The sequence below is a fragment of the Kribbella sp. NBC_00482 genome (assembly GCF_036013725.1).
Classification (GTDB): Bacteria; Actinomycetota; Actinomycetes; order Propionibacteriales; family Kribbellaceae; genus Kribbella.
On record NZ_CP107881.1, the window covers coordinates 7,301,197 to 7,316,948 of the forward strand.

At 70.1% G+C, this 15,752-nt stretch carries 14 protein-coding genes; 4 read left to right on the forward strand and 10 right to left on the reverse strand.

The genetic code is table 11. The annotated features are described in order from the left end of the window. Positions 1-7 precede the first annotated feature (7 nt). The 3 genes from OHB24_RS35430 to OHB24_RS35440 are packed head-to-tail and all read left to right on the forward strand — an operon-like array spanning position 8 to position 1,667. Complete coding sequence (locus OHB24_RS35430) at positions 8-145, forward strand: hypothetical protein (protein WP_327635266.1); 138 nt, start codon at positions 8-10, stop codon at positions 143-145. Then, complete coding sequence (locus OHB24_RS35435) at positions 146-1,135, forward strand: amidohydrolase family protein (RefSeq protein ID WP_327635267.1); 990 nt, start codon at positions 146-148, stop codon at positions 1,133-1,135. It abuts the gene before it with no gap. 55 nt (positions 1,136-1,190) lie between these two features. After that, the gene (locus OHB24_RS35440; RefSeq protein WP_327635268.1) at positions 1,191-1,667 is read left to right on the forward strand and encodes a nitroreductase family deazaflavin-dependent oxidoreductase; all 477 of its coding nucleotides are present in this window, start codon (positions 1,191-1,193) and stop codon (positions 1,665-1,667) included. 58 nt (positions 1,668-1,725) lie between these two features. Here OHB24_RS35440 and OHB24_RS35445 read toward each other — a convergent pair whose 3' ends face one another. Then, positions 1,726-2,139, reverse strand: coding sequence for a peptidoglycan-binding domain-containing protein (locus OHB24_RS35445; RefSeq protein ID WP_327635269.1), 414 nt, complete (start codon positions 2,137-2,139; stop codon positions 1,726-1,728). 221 nt (positions 2,140-2,360) lie between these two features. On the opposite strand from OHB24_RS35445, the gene OHB24_RS35450 reads away from it, so the two are divergent. Next, positions 2,361-4,655: an eCIS core domain-containing protein gene (locus tag OHB24_RS35450; RefSeq protein WP_327635270.1), complete on the forward strand. Its 2,295-nt coding sequence runs from the start codon at positions 2,361-2,363 to the stop codon at positions 4,653-4,655. On the opposite strand, the gene OHB24_RS35455 is transcribed toward OHB24_RS35450, so the two are convergent. The 9 genes from OHB24_RS35455 to OHB24_RS35495 are packed head-to-tail and all read right to left on the reverse strand — an operon-like array spanning position 4,645 to position 15,739. Then, positions 4,645-7,632, reverse strand: a complete 2,988-nt coding sequence (locus tag OHB24_RS35455; protein ID WP_327635271.1) for a lantibiotic dehydratase — start codon at positions 7,630-7,632, stop codon at positions 4,645-4,647. The genes OHB24_RS35450 and OHB24_RS35455 overlap by 11 nt on opposite strands. Beyond that, positions 7,629-8,909, reverse strand: coding sequence for a lanthionine synthetase C family protein (locus tag OHB24_RS35460; RefSeq protein WP_327635272.1), 1,281 nt, complete (start codon positions 8,907-8,909; stop codon positions 7,629-7,631). Before OHB24_RS35460 ends, OHB24_RS35455 begins: the two co-directional genes overlap by 4 nt. A 2-nt stretch (positions 8,910-8,911) precedes the next feature. Then, complete coding sequence (locus tag OHB24_RS35465; RefSeq protein ID WP_327635273.1) at positions 8,912-9,247, reverse strand: hypothetical protein; 336 nt, start codon at positions 9,245-9,247, stop codon at positions 8,912-8,914. Continuing rightward, positions 9,234-10,808: a tail fiber domain-containing protein gene (locus OHB24_RS35470; RefSeq protein ID WP_327635274.1), complete on the reverse strand. Its 1,575-nt coding sequence runs from the start codon at positions 10,806-10,808 to the stop codon at positions 9,234-9,236. The genes OHB24_RS35465 and OHB24_RS35470 overlap by 14 nt, the downstream gene beginning before the upstream one ends. Positions 10,809-10,825: 17 nt before the next feature. After that, positions 10,826-11,059, reverse strand: coding sequence for a hypothetical protein (locus OHB24_RS35475; protein ID WP_327635275.1), 234 nt, complete (start codon positions 11,057-11,059; stop codon positions 10,826-10,828). A gap of 35 nt (positions 11,060-11,094) precedes the next feature. Beyond that, positions 11,095-12,777 (reverse strand): phage tail protein, encoded by a 1,683-nt coding sequence (locus OHB24_RS35480; RefSeq protein WP_327635276.1) that lies wholly within the window; start codon positions 12,775-12,777, stop codon positions 11,095-11,097. 6 nt (positions 12,778-12,783) lie between these two features. Next, a complete protein-coding gene (locus OHB24_RS35485; RefSeq protein WP_327635277.1) occupies positions 12,784-15,000 on the reverse strand; it encodes a baseplate J/gp47 family protein in 2,217 nt (738 codons plus the stop codon). Continuing rightward, entirely contained in the window at positions 15,000-15,386 is a 387-nt protein-coding gene (locus OHB24_RS35490; protein WP_327635278.1) for a GPW/gp25 family protein, read from the reverse strand. Before OHB24_RS35490 ends, OHB24_RS35485 begins: the two co-directional genes overlap by 1 nt. Next, positions 15,383-15,739: a hypothetical protein gene (locus OHB24_RS35495; protein ID WP_327635279.1), complete on the reverse strand. Its 357-nt coding sequence runs from the start codon at positions 15,737-15,739 to the stop codon at positions 15,383-15,385. Before OHB24_RS35495 ends, OHB24_RS35490 begins: the two co-directional genes overlap by 4 nt. Between the last annotated feature and the right edge of the window lie 13 nt (positions 15,740-15,752).

Consider the following 15,752-nt stretch of genomic DNA (forward strand, 5'->3'; position numbering starts at 1 on the left):
GCCGGTCATGCGAGCTGGTGAAAGCGTCGCCGAGTTGCCGCTGATCGACCACCACTGCCACGGCGTACAGACCGGCACCGCGACCGATGCGGAGGTGGAGCTGCTGGCCACCGAATCGGACTGGCCTGCCCCACCCGGTACGTAGGTGTTCGACAACCCGTTCGGGATCACGGTGCGCTCGGTGTGCGCGCCGTTGCTCGACCTGCCGCGGCATTGCACCGCGGAGGAGTATCTTCGGCGCCGCGGCGAGCTGGGTGGCACGGAGGTCAGCGCGCGGCTACTGGCTTCGAGCGGAACCGAGCGGTACCTGCTCGACACCGGCTTCCGGGCTTCGACGGTCATGACGCCGGACGAGATGGCGACCCTGACCGGCGCGGCTACCGAGGAGATCGTGCGCCTGGAAGCGCTCGCCGAGTCGATCGCGCCGGGCTGTACTGCCGCCGGCTTCGCCAGCGCGTTCGACGACGCGCTGGAGGCGGCCGCCGCAAACGCCGTCGGCGTCAAGTCGATCATCGCCTACCGGTACGGTCTCGACTTCGACCCGGCCCCACCGGAACCTGCTCAGGTAACCGCGGCCGCGGGCCGCTGGCTGACGGCAATCGAGGCAGGCTCACCGACGCGTCTCGCGGACCCAGTGCTGCTGCGGCACTTGTTGTGGCGGGCGGTGGAACTCCGTCAACCGATCCAATTGCACGTCGGCTACGGCGACCCGGACATCGTGCTGCACCGCTGCGATCCGTCCCACCTCACCGGGTTCGCGCACGCGACACGTACGACGGGCGCTCGGCTGATGTTGCTGCACTGCTACCCGTACATCCGTCAGGCCGGGATTCTCGCGCAGCTCTTCCCGCATGTTTGGCTGGACACCAGTGCCGCAGTCAGCCATACCGGCCCGTCCAGCCAGACGCTCGTGCGGGAGTCGCTGGAGATCGCGCCGCTGCACAAGGTGCTCTACGCCTCGGACGCGTTCGGTCTGCCCGAGCTGTACGCGTGCGGATCGTGGCTCTGGCGCCGCGCCGTCGGCCGGGTGCTCGACGAGTGGCTGGCCGACGATCTGATCGGCGCAGCCGACGCGCGTCGCTACGTCGAAATGCTGGGCCGCGGCAACGCCCTTCGAGCTTACGGTCTGGAGTAGACGATGATCGAGGAAGCACGCGCCGCACAGACGCCGCCATACTGAGGTGATCATGATGCGAGCCAAGGACGCGCTCTACAGAGCCTTTACCAAGTTGCACGGGGCCGTGTTCTTCCGGTCGAAGGGCCGGGTGTTCGGCCGGGCCGCGGGTATGACGGTGGTCGGGCTCCTGACCATCGGCCGGAAGACGGGGCAGCGACGGACCACCATCCTCACAGCGCCGATTGCCGACGACGACCGCGTCGTGCTGGTGGCGTCATTCGGCGGCGACGACCGGCATCCCGCGTGGTACCACAACCTGCGCGCCGATCCCGAAGTCCAGGTCACACTGCGCGGCACGACCCGCCCCCTGATCGCGCGCACCGCAACCGGCCCCGAACGAGTGGCGCTGTGGGAAGAGATCGTCAAGATCCACGGAGGGTACGGGCGCTACCAGCAACGCACCGACCGTCAGATCCCCGTCGTCGTCCTCGAACCTGCGTCAGGAGACCGCGGTGCCGATCAGGCTGCCGACGTCGGAAATGCCAGGTGACCGTACCGCGGTGCCGGGCAGGTGGGACCCACCGGCCCGGCAGCGGTACGCGACTTCGTCAGCAGGCGTAGGACTTAGCCCAGCGGTAGGCGTCCCTGGCCTTGGTGTCGTCGCCCCAGAACGCGCCGTAGTAGCAAAGGACCGTCCAGGTCTGGGCGCCGACCCAGCCGTCGACCTTGGTGTTCGGGTGGTTCGCGGCGCGGGCGGCGCGCTGGATCTTCATGATGGCGTTCATCGTCTGGTCGCCGTAGATGCTGTCGATGGCGATCGGGCCGGCTTCGCTGCGGCCGGAGTTGCTGATGGACAGCACGTTGGCGAGGCTCTGGATCGCCTTCACGCAGGAGCCGGTGCCCCCCGGGCCGTAGATGTTCTGCCGGCAGGGGGCGGTGGCCGCCGAAGCCGGCTCGGCGAGGACGGCACCGCCGAACAGGACCGTGACCGCGACCAGGATGCCGACGAGCTTTTTGCGCACGTGAGTTCCTCTCAGTGGGACGTTCGAGATCAAGCGGTCGAGCCTAGGAACCGTCGCTGCTGCCGCTCTGCCCGTACCTCGCCCGTACCGATGCGCTGAGGTGATCTCTGGGTAGGTGCCGGTCGAGTACGGGTTTTGGTGAAGGTCTCAGTGGTTGTCTGGGAGTTTGAACGGGCGCAGACTCGCGGTAGGGGTGACGAAGAGGCTGGGGGGCGCTGGCCATGACGACCTTTGAGCGGAAGGCTCAGGTGGTTCGGCCTGCGCCGGCGGCGGAGTCTGGGCGTGAGTCGGCGCGTCCTCGGCGTGACCCGCCGATGCTCAGCCTGCAGCGGCAGATCGGGAATCAAGGGGTACGGCGGTTGCTGGCAGGCGAGGAGCCTGGAGCGGTCGGGCGGGTGGACGATCCGAGCGAGGTGGACGCCGATCGGCGGGCCGAGCAGGTCGTCGGCAACACGCCGCACGGCAGCGCGAACCGATCGACCGCTGACGACGCGTCGGTCGGCGCGACAGGGGCACCGCTGCCGGCCTCGACGCGCGCCTTCTTCGAGCCGCGGTTGGGAGCAGGACTCGCGCAGGTCCGGATCCACACCGGCCCGCAGAGTTCCGAGTCGGCGGCTCGGCTCGGTGCGCGGGCCTACACGGTCGGCAACGACATCGTCTTCGGCCGCGGGGAGTACGCGCCGTACGACGCGGCCGGCCGGCACCTGCTCGCCCACGAGCTGGTGCATGTGACGCAGCAGCGCTCCCAGCCCGGCGCGCCGATCCGCCGCCAGGTCGCGGCCCCCGCCGCGGCGGCCCCGGTCTTCGCGGACACACTCGACTACGACCGCATCACCCGGGACGTGCGGAAGGGCGTCGAGGGTTGGGGGACGGACGAGGAGGGCGTGTACCGCGCCTTGCAACGGCTCCGGCGGGATCCGGACGCGATCAAGCGGGCCCAGGACAAGTACCGGCAGAAGTACAAGGGCGAGCTGGTGGCGGACATCCGCGGCGACTTCAGCGGCGGCGAGCTCGAGTACGCGCTCCAGCTCATCAACCTGGGCGACCCGACCAGCGACCAGGCGATCGCGACCACCCTGCCGGCGACCGAGGCCGAATGGATCGCCACAGCGCAACGTGTGCGGAAGGCAGTGGAGCGTGCCGGGACCGACGAGGAGGCCGTTTACGCGGTCTTCCTGCCTTTCGGCCGCGATGTCCTTCAGCTCAACATGCTCAAGTCGTACTACACCGAGCTCTACCACGAGTGGCTGCCGGACCGTCTCAAGTCCGAGATGCGCGGATCCGAGCTGGAGTACGCCCTCTGGTTGCTCGGGATGCAGCCCACCAACCGGAACAACAAGGACGCCGAGGCCAAGACCCTGGAAGTGCTGGCGTTCATCAAGACGGAGGCCGCCGCGCGTGCGAAGGTCCCGGGCAGCATCGATACGGGTTCGGACTTCTACACGCGGCTGACGACCAAGTACCTCGCCGACTACTTCGCCTCCCCCACGGCGGCCAAGGGCAAGGAGGCGGCCGAGGAGCGGATCGGCGCCCCGCTCGAGGAAGCGATCGCGCACATCGGTGGTCGCGACGAACTGGTGGTGCGAACGAAGGGCGGTGCTTGGCGTCTGCCGGCGAACATGTGGGAGCGCAAAGCGATCAGCTGGCTCAACAAGCAGGAACTACCCGCCCAGCTCGACCGGCTGAAGGGGCTGCCGATGTTCCGGAACCTCCTCGCGCTGCCGTCGAAACTGGGCGCCGCGACGGACATCCTGAGCGTGGAGAACTCCGCCGCCGCCCTCCGCTACCTGGACATCCCGTTCCTGATCGGTGAGCCGAACACGGATATCGACTTCGACGCCGACGTCCGCGGCGGCGGCAAGAACATCTCCCAGCTCATGCACTGGGCCACAGGAGTCAAGTACGCGGCCCAGAACCAGCTCGCTCTGCGCGAGCTGTTCCTGGCCTACGAACTGTGGCACCTCGAAGGGTTCGAGGTGTTCGGGCAGGACTCGCTCAACGACATGATCGCCGAGAACCAGGGCCGGATGCTCGGCGCGGAGCTGCTCAAGGGGAGTGCCGGTGCGCTCAAGCGCGAAGCCGACCTCGAGCCGTTCCTCAACCGCTCGTTCCGCGAGTCCCGCGCCTGGATGGGGGCGCTGTTGCGGTATCGGCGCGACCGGCTCGATCGATGGATCATCGCCAAGGAGCAACAGCCCGCGAACATGCATTACCAAACCAAGGACGACGTCTGGCACTCCTTCACCGTGTACCAGCAACTCGTGAACGGCACCAGCGTCGCGGATGTGAAGGCCTCCTGGATGGTCAACGCGGCGATCGAGATCTACACCCTGCTGTACGAAGCCGACGAGTGGGAGAAGGCGAACGGACCGATCGTCCTGACCCAGCTGGAGAAGGCGCTCATCCAGGGCCAGCTCGACTCCATCCTCGAGGTCATGGCCAAGGCAGAGGACGGCAAGGCCACCACCAGAGACCTGCTCAAGGCCAAGTCCCACATCGACAACCTCAAGAAGTAGCGCCGAAGGCGGCGAGCGAGCGGAGGGTGCGGGTGAGGAGGCCGAGGGTCAGGTGTTCTGTGGCGTGGTCGAGGCCAAGGCGGTTGGCGTGCAGGTGGACGAGACTGGCAGCGAGGGATTCGGGTGGGTGGAGTGCGGTGCCGTCGGTCCACTGGGAGTGGAGGGATGCGACCAGCGGGGTGAGAGCGACGCGACGGCCGGCCAGGATCTCGGTGACCGGTTGCCAGCTTGGATCGGGCCGCTGGAGCAGGCATCTGAGGTGGTGTTTGGTCTCGCGGAACCGGAGGCCGGCTGAGGGAGTCTGGCCGGCGAGCTGCTGGGACCAGCGGGCTCGCTCGGTGTCGTCGTGATTGGTCAGTGAGCACAGCAGGTCGGCGATGCTGACCAGCCCCAGGTCCACTCGGTCGAACTGTTGGCCGACCCTCAGGAGATCGCGGACCGCCGCGCTGTCGCGGCAGGCGATCGCCTCGCAGATCGCGGTCGTCCCGGGGCCGCCGTACCGTGCGATCTCGCGCTCGTAGGTTCGTAGTTCGAAGCGCGTCCGGGCTCCGGATGCGATGGCGTGGGCCGCCCACCGGCTCACCTCGGGCAGGACCTTGTCTACCAGGACCGCCGGTTCGCCGTGGATACGGATGCGCAGTTGCCGGTCCGGCTCGGCGTACCGGACGAAGAACCAGCCGTCGGCATCTCCGCGTTCGACGAACCCACCGGCCAGCGCGCCGAGCGAGCCGACGAGCAGTTCGTCCTCGGTCCGTTGCGGGCCGTCGAGTGCGAAGTACAGCCAATCGGACCCCGGCGGGCGCAGTACCTGCGAATCTTCCCGGAGCAGCGGAGCCCGGCGGCTGCTGACCCGCGCTGCCGGTCGGGCCCGCACGAGAGGTACGACGAGCTCCGCGATCAGCTTGCCGCGCGGACCGGGCAACCAGCCGTCCTCAGGACCCGGTAATGCCTCCTGGACGATCAACGAACCCTGCCGATCCAACGCCTCCCGTATCTGGGCCTGATGCGAACGGTCGTCCAGATCCAGCAGCAGCCGGTTGTCGGCGCTGGCCAGATAGACCAGCCGCGGGACATTCCACCGCTCACGCCACGCGTCCAGCCACGCGTCGCCGGGATCGCAGGGCCCGAGCCGCCACTGGGCCGGCGAGAGCACCACCCGGCCGTGGCGAACCCGTGGCAGGAAAGGTATCCCAGCCATCGGCCCCCAGTCGAAGGCCGGGAGGTACGCCGTACCGTCCGACGTCAGCTCCAGCAGCGCCCGGCAGACCGGCGGAGCGGCCGCCGGATTCAGCATGTGCCCGGCGGTGAGGACCAGTGGCCGATCGACCACGTCCCACCACACCTCGAATCGCCCGTCGACCAGCCCGAGCGACAACTCGTCCACCTGCACCACCCGATCGGGCGCAAGCGTCGGCGCCACCCCGACCGCCAGTTCGTAGTCGCGCACCAACGGTCGTACGGCGACATTGGCCGACCGTGTCCGCAGCGGCCGGTAGACCAACTCAGCCACCACGGCATCAGCTCTGCGTACGGCGGTCTCCGCTGCAACCACCTCCGTCAACAGGTCGCGCGCGTCCGCGCCGAGCAGGTCGGCGAAGCGGCCGAGCCCTCGTCCCGCCTCCGGCGCACCGAGGTTCGGCCCGATCATCAACAGGTAGTCGCCCCGGTCGATCGCCGTCCGGCTGCGGGCTGCGACGAAGACGCTCAGCTCGACCGACACCGGCAGGTGCTCGGGCTCCAGACCGTTCGACATCCGCTCGATCAACACGTCGTCGACGAAGACCTCGTGGCTGCCGTCGCGGATCGCTCCGGTCGCGAGGTCCCGCAGTATCTCCGTTCGATGGTCGGCGGCCGCGCTGTCGTGGCCGGGGTGCGCGGACGGCGGACCGAGGCCGAACCGCGGATCGAGCAACTCGAGCAGGGGCACGCGGCAGTCGTCGCCGTACCGGTTGTGGAAGGCGGCGCGGTAGCCGGCCAGCGGTGACCAGTCAGGGTTCGGGTGCAGTCCGAAGAGGACATCGACGGCGCGGGCGACCTCGTCGGCAACTGCTGCCGCGACCCCTGTCCGGACCAGCGGGAGACCGGTGTCCACCTGGACGTCGGCGCCCGACGACGACGTCGCATCGCCGCGCGAGCCCAGGAGCGACCTCGCGTCCCGGAGTGCTGCGGTTGCCGCGCTCGCGGGGACGAGGTCAACGTTGCGGCAGGCCGCGGCGACTTCTGTCAGCCGCCCGGAGCAGCCGCCGGCCATCGGGGTCACGATGCTCACGAGGCGAGCCAGCGGGTCACCGATGAGTGGCGGTAGCAGCGCGGGCAGCAGGAACTGCTGTTCGGTCAGCTCGTCGAGCAACTGGTCGACCTTCCCGGGGGACGCGGACGGGCGTTCGGCGAGAACAAGTCGGCGCAGTTCGCCAACAGCGATCGCACTCCCCCGGGCCAGCGCGAGAGTTCGACGTACCACCGGTGTTGCGCGCACCGACACATCGGGCCCGGATCGGACGCCGCCCGTGCCAGGGTCCGCGAGGTAGATCCGGCCGGCGTGCTCGAAGGCACAGGTGTTGGCGTACACGCACAGCTGCGGATCCCGGTCCACCTCACCGACCACCTTCGACAGCCACTGCATGTCCGGCCGCGTGCGGGTCGGCCGTCTGATCGCATCGACCTCGAGGTCGGTGCGCTCCGACCAGTGCGCGATGCCGACCGCAGCGAAGCCACCGAACGGCGTAGGTCGGGTCGCCGCACGGATCAGATACCGCTGCAGCGCGGCCTGTGCCGAGGCGGACGCCTTGGCCGCGGAAGGGGTCAACGCAGCGGCCAGGTCCGGCGAGGCGACCGTCACCGCGAACTCGACCTCGGGATCGGCCCACCACCGCTCGATGTCGAACTGCTCGCCGAGGTCGGCGAAGGTCGCTGCCGGTAGCAGTGGCGCGCGGACGATCAGCCTGCTCAGTGGACGGTAGAGCGGCTCGGCGGTCATGACAGCAGGAACATTCGGTCCCAGCCGTTGTCGCCGGCCGGCAGATCGAGCAGGGCGAGCGCAACTCCCGGCGCTCCGTCCAGCAGACCCGGGTGATCGACGAGGACGCCGCCGGGCTCGACACCGCGCACTCCGAGCAGGGAGTCGGGGTCGTAGCCCGCTGCCAGGTCGGCGGCCAGTGTTTCGGCAGTCCGGGCGAGCTCCGGGTCGGCGAGGTCGGCCGCGAACCGGCGCAGTACCTGGAGCAGTCCCGCGCTGCCGTGGCAGAACGTCGGAGTGGACAGCCACCACTCCTCCGGCCGCCGTCGCGCGATCCCACGGATCGTGGTCGCCGCAAGCTCCCGCCAGTCCTCCCGCTGCAGCGCGCTTCCAGCCAGCCAAAGACTCCGGGCCACCCCAACCGCTCCATAACACCAAGCCGCCCGGCCAGAACCAGCGGAGCCGGAGCCGGCATCGAGGGCGGCGTCGAGGGGGATGGCGTCGGGCCAGTCCGGCGCCTCGGGAGTCCCGGTCCGGTGGGCGGCGAGCCAGTCGGCCGTGGCTGTAATCGCGTCTCTGCTCTCCGGCACCTCTACGCCGGCCTGGACGGCGAGGGAGAGCAAGGCCAATGGCCCCGGTGCGCCGTGGGCGAGGCCGCAGTTGTGATGCCCACCCGGATACGCCGTACGCAGCGACCCGGCCGCCAGCTCGTACGGCGTGTGCCAACGTCGAGGATGCCCGCCGTCGGACAGCAACCGGGCAAGACCCGGCAGGGCCTGGCGCAGGACCTCGTCGTCCCCACCACGAGCAAGCAGGTAGACCCCCACCCCGGTCAGGCCCGACACGAGGTCGTGGTCGGAGGCAGCGCATCCGTCCGCGCACGCCAACCGCGTCGCCGCGTCCTCGACGTACGGTGCCAGTACTCCGTCGACCGTCTTCAGCAGACGCTCGTACCGCGGACGTCCGCCCGCCAACTGGAGTGCCGCGAATCCGATTCCCGCCAAGCCGGAGAAGAGCGAGACATCGTGCGGATCAGCTGCCTGCGCGGCGGCGGCGAGCTGCCGGTGCCCCACCTCGTCCCAGCCGTGTCCTGGGTCGCGGTGGTCGAGCTCGGCGCTGAGGACGGCGATCCCAGCGTGCCCCTGGGCCAGGCTCGCCGGGCGCCATGGCAGCAGGTCGGCGTACTGCGACTGCCTGGCTGTGGCCGCGATCGCCGCGGCCAGGATCGCCGGGTCCGTGACCCGCTCAGCCACACGTTCGGCGACATATTCGGGGACAGATTCGGGGACGACCGACATGGTCACGGCTCCTGGCAGCCTGATCGGCAGGTGAAGCAGTGCGTGTTCGCGAAGGTCGGGTGGTGGCAGGTCTCGTGGCAGGTGGCCTGGCAGGTCGCCCGGCAGGTGGCTCGGCAGGTGGCCGGACAGGTCGCACGGCACGTCGCCGGGCAGGTCGCACGACAGGTGTCAGGACAGGTCGCACGACAGGTGTTCGGGCAGGTCGCGTTGTTCGTGTTGCACGTCTCGCCGGGGATCTCGCGGCCGGTCGGCAGGTAGAGCACGACACCGTGCTGGTCGAGCTCACCGAACACCAGGTCGAGGTCGAACTCGTCGAACGCCTGGTCATCCGCGGACATCGTCGTCCCGCCCGCGCCGGTCCTCGAGCTCCGCGACCCGCTCCGACAGCGTGGCGGTGGCAGCACGCAGTTCGTTGACCGCACCAACGAGTACGCCGGCCAAGCCCGCGTAGTCGACCGCCAGCACGCCATCGGGTCCCATCGGGATCACCAGCTCCGGCAACGACTTGACGACGTCCTGGGCCACGACTCCCGCGTGCCGCCGGACCGGTGTCCCTGGATCGGTCCGTGCCGGCACGAAGGTCACCGCGCGGACGTCGGCCAGCCGGTCGAGCACGTCCGCGACCTCGCGGACGTCGGACTTCACCCGCAGGTCCGACGGGTTGCAGAAGGTGTTCGCGCAGATCGTGCCGGCCACGTCGAGCTCGAACGCCGGGTTGCTCTTCCTGACCCCGACCCGGCCGCCCACCACGACGTTGCGCGCGACGACGAGATCGATGCCGATCGTCTCGCTGCCGTGCACCGCCAGGCTCGAACCGACATCGGCCCCACCGCTGACTGCCAGGGACGTCAGCGCAGCCCCGACGGCGGTCAGCTGCCCGGCCACCGCGGCTTTCCCGGCAACCGCCAGGTCACCGCCGACGGAACTCTTGCCCGCGACTGCCACATCGCCACCCGCGGTGAGCCTGCCCGTGACCGTCAGGTCGCGACTCGCAGTCGCGTTGCCGGCGATCGCCAGGTCGCCGCCAGTGGTGGTGTTGCCTGCGACGGACAGATCCCCGCCGGTCTCGACTCCGGCCGCGACGGCCAGACTCGACGCAAGGACGGCCGGACCGCCCACGCGCAGGCCCGCGGCGACGTCGACGTCTCCGCCGCCGCCCAGCACGGAAAGTGCCCTGCCCGGCGGCCCGGTCGGTGGAAGCACGTTGAGATCGACCCCACCATCGGTCCGGCCGGTCAGCTCCGCCACCGGACGCTGGCCGACTGTCGGTCCAGCGACGTCGAGGCTCGGCGACCGCAGCTCCAGGCGACTGACAGGAATCCCGACGTACCGGCGCGCCCCCAGAGCGAGCGCATCCACCACGCCCCCGGTCCCGAGCGTGACCACCGCCAGCACGAGTTGGAGCCCGTCGTCGACGAAGGTCGCCGGGTCCACCAGCCGCAGCCACGGCGCCTGGTGCAGCACCAGCAGGCCGGACGTCGCCTCCTCCACCTCCCGCCAGGTGATGGTGAACAACATGTCACCGGCCAGCCCGGTGGTGTCGAACGTGACCCCGCTCGCCTCGACCTGGACGGTCGGGATGTTCTGTACGCCGGTCGGTCCGACGAACGGATCGACGATCGCCAGCCCGCCCTCGGCCAGCACCACCATCTGCCCGCCGACGTCCAAGGCAACGCCGGTGGCCACGGTGACCGCGGTCTCCCCCGTCGTCGCCGACAGCTGCAGCCCGCCTGCCACGCCGTACGTGTACGTCACGGCGTTCCGGACGGCGTCCGCGACCAGCAGATACCCCTCGACGTCGGTGCGCGACTCCGCCCGCGACGTCATCCCCGACCGCGGTGTGGGATTCGGACCGCTGACGTTCCAGTACTGCGTGCGGACCAGGCCTGTGGCACTCATCGACGACTCCTCTCAGCTCACGGAACGTTCAGGACCTGTCGGTCGGTATCGGCATCTACAACGGGCTCTTGCGGTCTGCTGTCCGGCTCCTCGCCGGTCAGCTCCTCGAGTACCTGGATCGCCCCGCTGATCCGCAGCAACGTCTCCCGCAGGGCCGACTCCTGCTGCACCAGCTCCCGCAACCGCCCCTCGCCGAGCGCGTACTCGCGCCGCAGCTCGGTCAGTCGCTCGGCTAGTCGTGGATCGGTCATCGCCATCCCTCGGCCACTGGAGGGCTCCTTTCTGTTCAGAGGATCGAGGTGTTCAAGGTCCACAGCGTGTGGGCGGGTTTCTGCTCCGACACGATCGAACTGATGTTGCCGACGGCCTGGTCGAGGACGCGCTTGCGGACGACCGGATCGGCCGGCAGCCGCGAGTCGGTGAAGTGGATCGACACGTCGAACTCGAACGGCCGGACCCGGCCCCAGTACGGTTCCAGGCCCGAGACCTCCGGCTGTCCGGGGTCGCTCACCACCAGCCGGTCGCCGATCGCGGCCAGGCCGGTCGGGTACACGAACTCCCCCGGCGCGGTGATCCGCGTGCAGGTCGGCGGGCTCGTGGCGAGGTCGACGGCGTAGACGGCCGCGGGCTCGGCGACCGGGCAGATGAACGGATCCGTGGCCGACGGAGCGAACGGCTTGAGTCCGACGTCGAGCACGTACAGCAGCCCGGCCCGGGTGCGCGCCAATCCCGTTGGTGCCACCAACGGATTGGCGGCCGGCAGCAGGATCGTCTCGCGCCAGGGCGTAGGTCCCCGATCGACACGCAGCAGATTGCCCGCGACCGGTGCGCCGGCCGGCTCCTGATCGCCGCCGTCGCCGAGGAGGAGCGTGCCGTCGCTGTCGACGATCATCGACAGCGGCTCGACCGCCTTCGCCAACGCGGTGCGGGTAACCGTCAACGGGCTCGGGCGGACGGTCACCACGGTCGGTGCCGGAGCCTGCGGTGGCCGCCCGCCGCGGTCGAGCGCGAGCAGGTCCCCGGTGGCCGGGTCCACGGCCAGGGCAACCATCCACACGGCGGTCCCCGGAGTGGACAAGGTCGTCACGAGCGTGGCCGGGACTCCGCGGTACGGCGCCGGTATCGCGAACAGCCGGCCGGTACGGGTCAGCACGTACAGCGTGTCGGGCGCTTGACCACGGTCCGGACGGACCGCGACCGCGACGATGTCCTTGAGGTTGGGGGTGTCCGGCGACAGCGGTGCCGGGCGGGGCGGCGTACCCGACAGCTCGTAGCGGCCCGCGGGGTCGAGGTGCCAGACCCGGCCCGGCAGGCGCACCGCCGCGCCTTCAGGCAGGCCGATGTCCCCGACGAACAGGCTTCCATCGGTACCGGCGGCGACGCACCAGGGTCTGGTCAGACCTTCCGAACGCACAACCTCGGCGGTGACCACCGGACCCTGCGAGACGAGCGCACTGACCGTCGACAACTCGCCCGGTCGCGGGAGCACGCTCAGCAGCCGGGCGCCGTCGTCGACGCTGACCCGGGGCCGCGCCTGGCCGACGGCATACAGGTCGAGGTACTGGTTCAGGCCCTTCTTGCGGCCGCGCAGCCGGTAGATCTGCGCGATCTCGGCAGTCACCTTGCGGCGCTGGTACTCCTCCCACAACGGAACGCCTTGCAGCGTGGGGAACTCCAGTGCCACCCACGATGCCAGCCAGGGCAGGAAGTCCGTGGGTGTGGTCCACGGATCGAAGAGCCGGTGCAGGTCGGCGATCTCGTCTGTGAGGCCCGGATGGTTGTGGGTCCGGGCCGGATCCTCGGCGTCGACATGCGTCAGCCGGACGTCGTCCGCCAGTCCGGTCGCGACCTTCTCGAAGATCCGCAGCGCCGCGCCGAGCTCGAGCAGTTGCTCCTCGTTCTCCGCGGTCGGACGGTCCCGCCAGAGCACCGGCGGCAGGTAGGCGAGATAGCTGCTGGACTCGCTCATCGGCGCTCAGACCTGAACCGGCGTGGTCTTGACCTGCTGTACGGCGTCCGCCGCCGCGCAGACCAGCTCGTAGTCGGCCAGCCGCACCGACGCTCCGAAGGTCGAGAGGGCGAACGGCCGCTCGACGTCACCCTTGTACGCCCCACCGGGACCGAGCGGCGGGAAGTGGTAGACCGGCGTGTCCGGCTTCACCTGCAGCACGCTGATGAAGCCGAGGTCCTTCGTCGGCATCAGCGCCTGGAAGACGTCGGAGGTGAACACCGGCGCCCCGACCTCCCAGCCCTTCCCCTCCGGACCACCGCTGGTCGGATGGAAGAACTTCTGGATCCGGGCCCTGGTCTCGGCCTCGATCGCGGCCCGGTCGGCACCCGCATCCAGCGCCTCCTGCCAGACCATGATCTCGACGTTGACGATCACCGGCAGGTACCGCGGCGCGACCACCTCCAGCCGGGCGGTGAGGTCCCGGCGCTCGTCGAGGTACGCCTGGACCAGCCTGATCTGGTCCTGGGTCGGTTCCGGCCGAGGCACCTCGACCGCCCGGTCCGGAGCGATCACCAGGTTGACCGTGCCGGGCGCACGGACCAGTCCGCCGAACGTCCACGGGTCCCCGGCCCGCCACGGCGGCGGCTGCCCTGGCGCGTCGGCGGCGTGCACCCGTGGCGGCAGGCAGCGCCGGATCCGCAGGTCGTTGCTGGCCTCCCGCGCGAGGAACTCGTAGTCGTCCACGGTGACGGCGCGGTAGCGGATGCGCAGCTCCTCCGGCGCGCGCCGCATCGTCTCCTCGATCGGTTCCTCGTCGGCGCCGTCCCGGGCCGCGCCGTGGTTGGTCACCCCGGCGATGCCGTTCGCCGTCCCTCCGCCCGGAGGTGTGCCGACGACCGTGACCTGGCGAGGTCCGACGTTCCCGCCGGCACCGGATGCGACGTACCGGTAGTGAGCGGCCCGGATCTTGCTGCCGCTCGGCGGCACCGAGCCGCTCCCCTCGCCGGACCGCTCGTCGAAGTTGCCGAACCGCACCTCGCCGGCGACCGGATCGACCCGATAGACGTCACCCGCGCCGGGCGGGAACTCGTCGACCAGCTCCCAGTCCCGCCAGGCCGGCGGCGACCCGGACTCGACCTGGACGACCAGATCGGCGTACGGCGCGGTCAGCCCCGGCCGCCGGTACAGCGGACGGTTGCGCAGGGCAAACACCTGGAATCCCTGGCCGGTGCTCTCGCCCAGCTCTTCCGCACTCCGGATCGACAGCGCGGCCCGCGCCGAGACGGCGTTGAACAGCAGCCGGTCGATACCGATCGCGAGCGCGGGCGGCGGGTCGCCGCCAGGCAGAGGTACGGCGGCCGGCGCGTCGATCAGCAGGCCTACCCAGAACAGCGGCTCGGTGACCTGGTCCGCTTCGGTCGCCGGCAGCACGGTCTTCCACGGCTTCGTGGGATCAGGACCCGCGGCGCGCTGTGCGGTCCAGTCGCCCGGCATCGACAGTCGAACCGCTCCGTCGTGCTGCAGCCCCTCGGTCCCGTCACCAACTGTCGGTACCACCGGCCAGTTCAACGGCTCCGTCGTACCTCTCGAGTACGTCGCGCGCACCGTGGCCGCCCCGGCGGTCCGCGCCGCCTGGTAGAGAAGGAGCTCCAGCGGCACGTCGCCCGTCACCGCCTGGTCGAACCCCAGGTAGAACGCGACGGTCTGCTCGGCAGGGACCTCGACCAGATGGTTCGCGGTCGGCGGGGCGACGAGATCGGCCGAGACGTTGCGGTACGACGCTCGGTTCGCACCCGTCGCCAACGGCCCGGCCCGGAGCGCCGCCTTCAGGTTGGTGGGCAGTACGGCGAGATCCTCGTCGGTCTCGAACACCACCGGCCGCCCGCCGGCCGGGTCGACGGTCTGCGGCTGGCTCCCGGCCGGCACCGTGACCGGACCGGGCACCGAGGAACTGTAGGTCAGGTAAGTGCGGGCCGGCGTCGGCGGATCGCGGGTGATCCCGAGCAGGTTGAGGAAGGCCAGGTAGTTCTTCTCGGGCGTCTGGTTCAGCCGGTAGATGATGCTCTCGCCGAGCCAGGCGAACAGCTCGATCAGCGTGACGCCGAGGTCGGTCGGGTTGTGGTCGGTCCACTGCGGCGCGTACTTCGGGATCAGCGCGCGCATCTGGTTGACCAGGTCCTGCCAGGTCCGGTCGTCCAGATCGGGCGGCACGATCCGCCCGCGGTTCGATTCGGGAGCCATCAGCCACGCTCCAGCAGGAAGGGCAGGACCAGTTGATGCTCCTGGGCGGTGACCCGGAGGCGGTACCGGATCTCGATCACGAGGGCCGCGGCGTCGACATCGTTGGTCACCAGCACGTCGAGTACGTCGATGCGCTGCTCCCAGCGGGCGAGCGCGTCAGTCACGTAGTACCGCGCCAGGCTCGCCGTGGTCGCGTCGTTGGGCGCGAAGACCAGACTCTTCAGGTTGGAGCCGAACCCCGGGCGCATCAGCCGCTCGCCGTACTGCGTGCCGAGGATCATCCGGATCGACTCCTCGACCCGCGGGACGGCAGTGGACTCCGCGAGCCCGGTTCCGCTGATCCGCAACGGGAAGGCCAGTCCGCGGCCCAGCACCTCATCCGTCATGGCGCCACCGCCGCTCGCAGCTTGGCCTGTTGCGCGACGGCGGGCAGCAGCGGTGGCCCGGTCGGCGGCGGGGTGCCGTCGGACAGACCGGCCACGACGTCGAGCAGTACCGACACGCTGCCGACCGTGAGCTTGGATGACTCGCCGGCCGATACCTGAGCGACCTTCGTGCAGTGCTTCGTCGACGTGTTCGGGTCGTCCGGGAGCCGGCAGTCGATGGACTGGCCGGCCAGATCGGCCAGCAGGACCGCCTTGCCGCCGACCCGCAGCCTGCTGGAACTGCCGGCCGAGACCGCGAACCCGTGGGCGCAGGTGAGGGTGCTCTCCGTGGTCAGCACCGCTGGAACGATCATCGACTCCCCTCCT

Excerpts from the sequence above, each read along its gene's own strand:
- OHB24_RS35430 (WP_327635266.1), top strand. The coding sequence starts at position 8 with ATGCGAGCTGGTGAAAGCGTCGCCGAGTTGCCGCTGATCGACCACCAC.
- OHB24_RS35440 (WP_327635268.1), top strand. The coding sequence starts at position 1,191 with ATGCGAGCCAAGGACGCGCTCTACAGAGCCTTTACCAAGTTGCACGGG.
- OHB24_RS35450 (WP_327635270.1), top strand. The coding sequence starts at position 2,361 with ATGACGACCTTTGAGCGGAAGGCTCAGGTGGTTCGGCCTGCGCCGGCG.
- OHB24_RS35455 (WP_327635271.1), bottom strand. The coding sequence starts at position 7,632 with ATGACCGCCGAGCCGCTCTACCGTCCACTGAGCAGGCTGATCGTCCGC.
- OHB24_RS35460 (WP_327635272.1), bottom strand. The coding sequence starts at position 8,909 with ATGTCGGTCGTCCCCGAATCTGTCCCCGAATATGTCGCCGAACGTGTG.
- OHB24_RS35465 (WP_327635273.1), bottom strand. The coding sequence starts at position 9,247 with ATGTCCGCGGATGACCAGGCGTTCGACGAGTTCGACCTCGACCTGGTG.
- OHB24_RS35470 (WP_327635274.1), bottom strand. The coding sequence starts at position 10,808 with ATGAGTGCCACAGGCCTGGTCCGCACGCAGTACTGGAACGTCAGCGGT.
- OHB24_RS35475 (WP_327635275.1), bottom strand. The coding sequence starts at position 11,059 with ATGACCGATCCACGACTAGCCGAGCGACTGACCGAGCTGCGGCGCGAG.
- OHB24_RS35480 (WP_327635276.1), bottom strand. The coding sequence starts at position 12,777 with ATGAGCGAGTCCAGCAGCTATCTCGCCTACCTGCCGCCGGTGCTCTGG.
- OHB24_RS35485 (WP_327635277.1), bottom strand. The coding sequence starts at position 15,000 with ATGGCTCCCGAATCGAACCGCGGGCGGATCGTGCCGCCCGATCTGGAC.
- OHB24_RS35490 (WP_327635278.1), bottom strand. The coding sequence starts at position 15,386 with ATGACGGATGAGGTGCTGGGCCGCGGACTGGCCTTCCCGTTGCGGATC.
- OHB24_RS35495 (WP_327635279.1), bottom strand. The coding sequence starts at position 15,739 with ATGATCGTTCCAGCGGTGCTGACCACGGAGAGCACCCTCACCTGCGCC.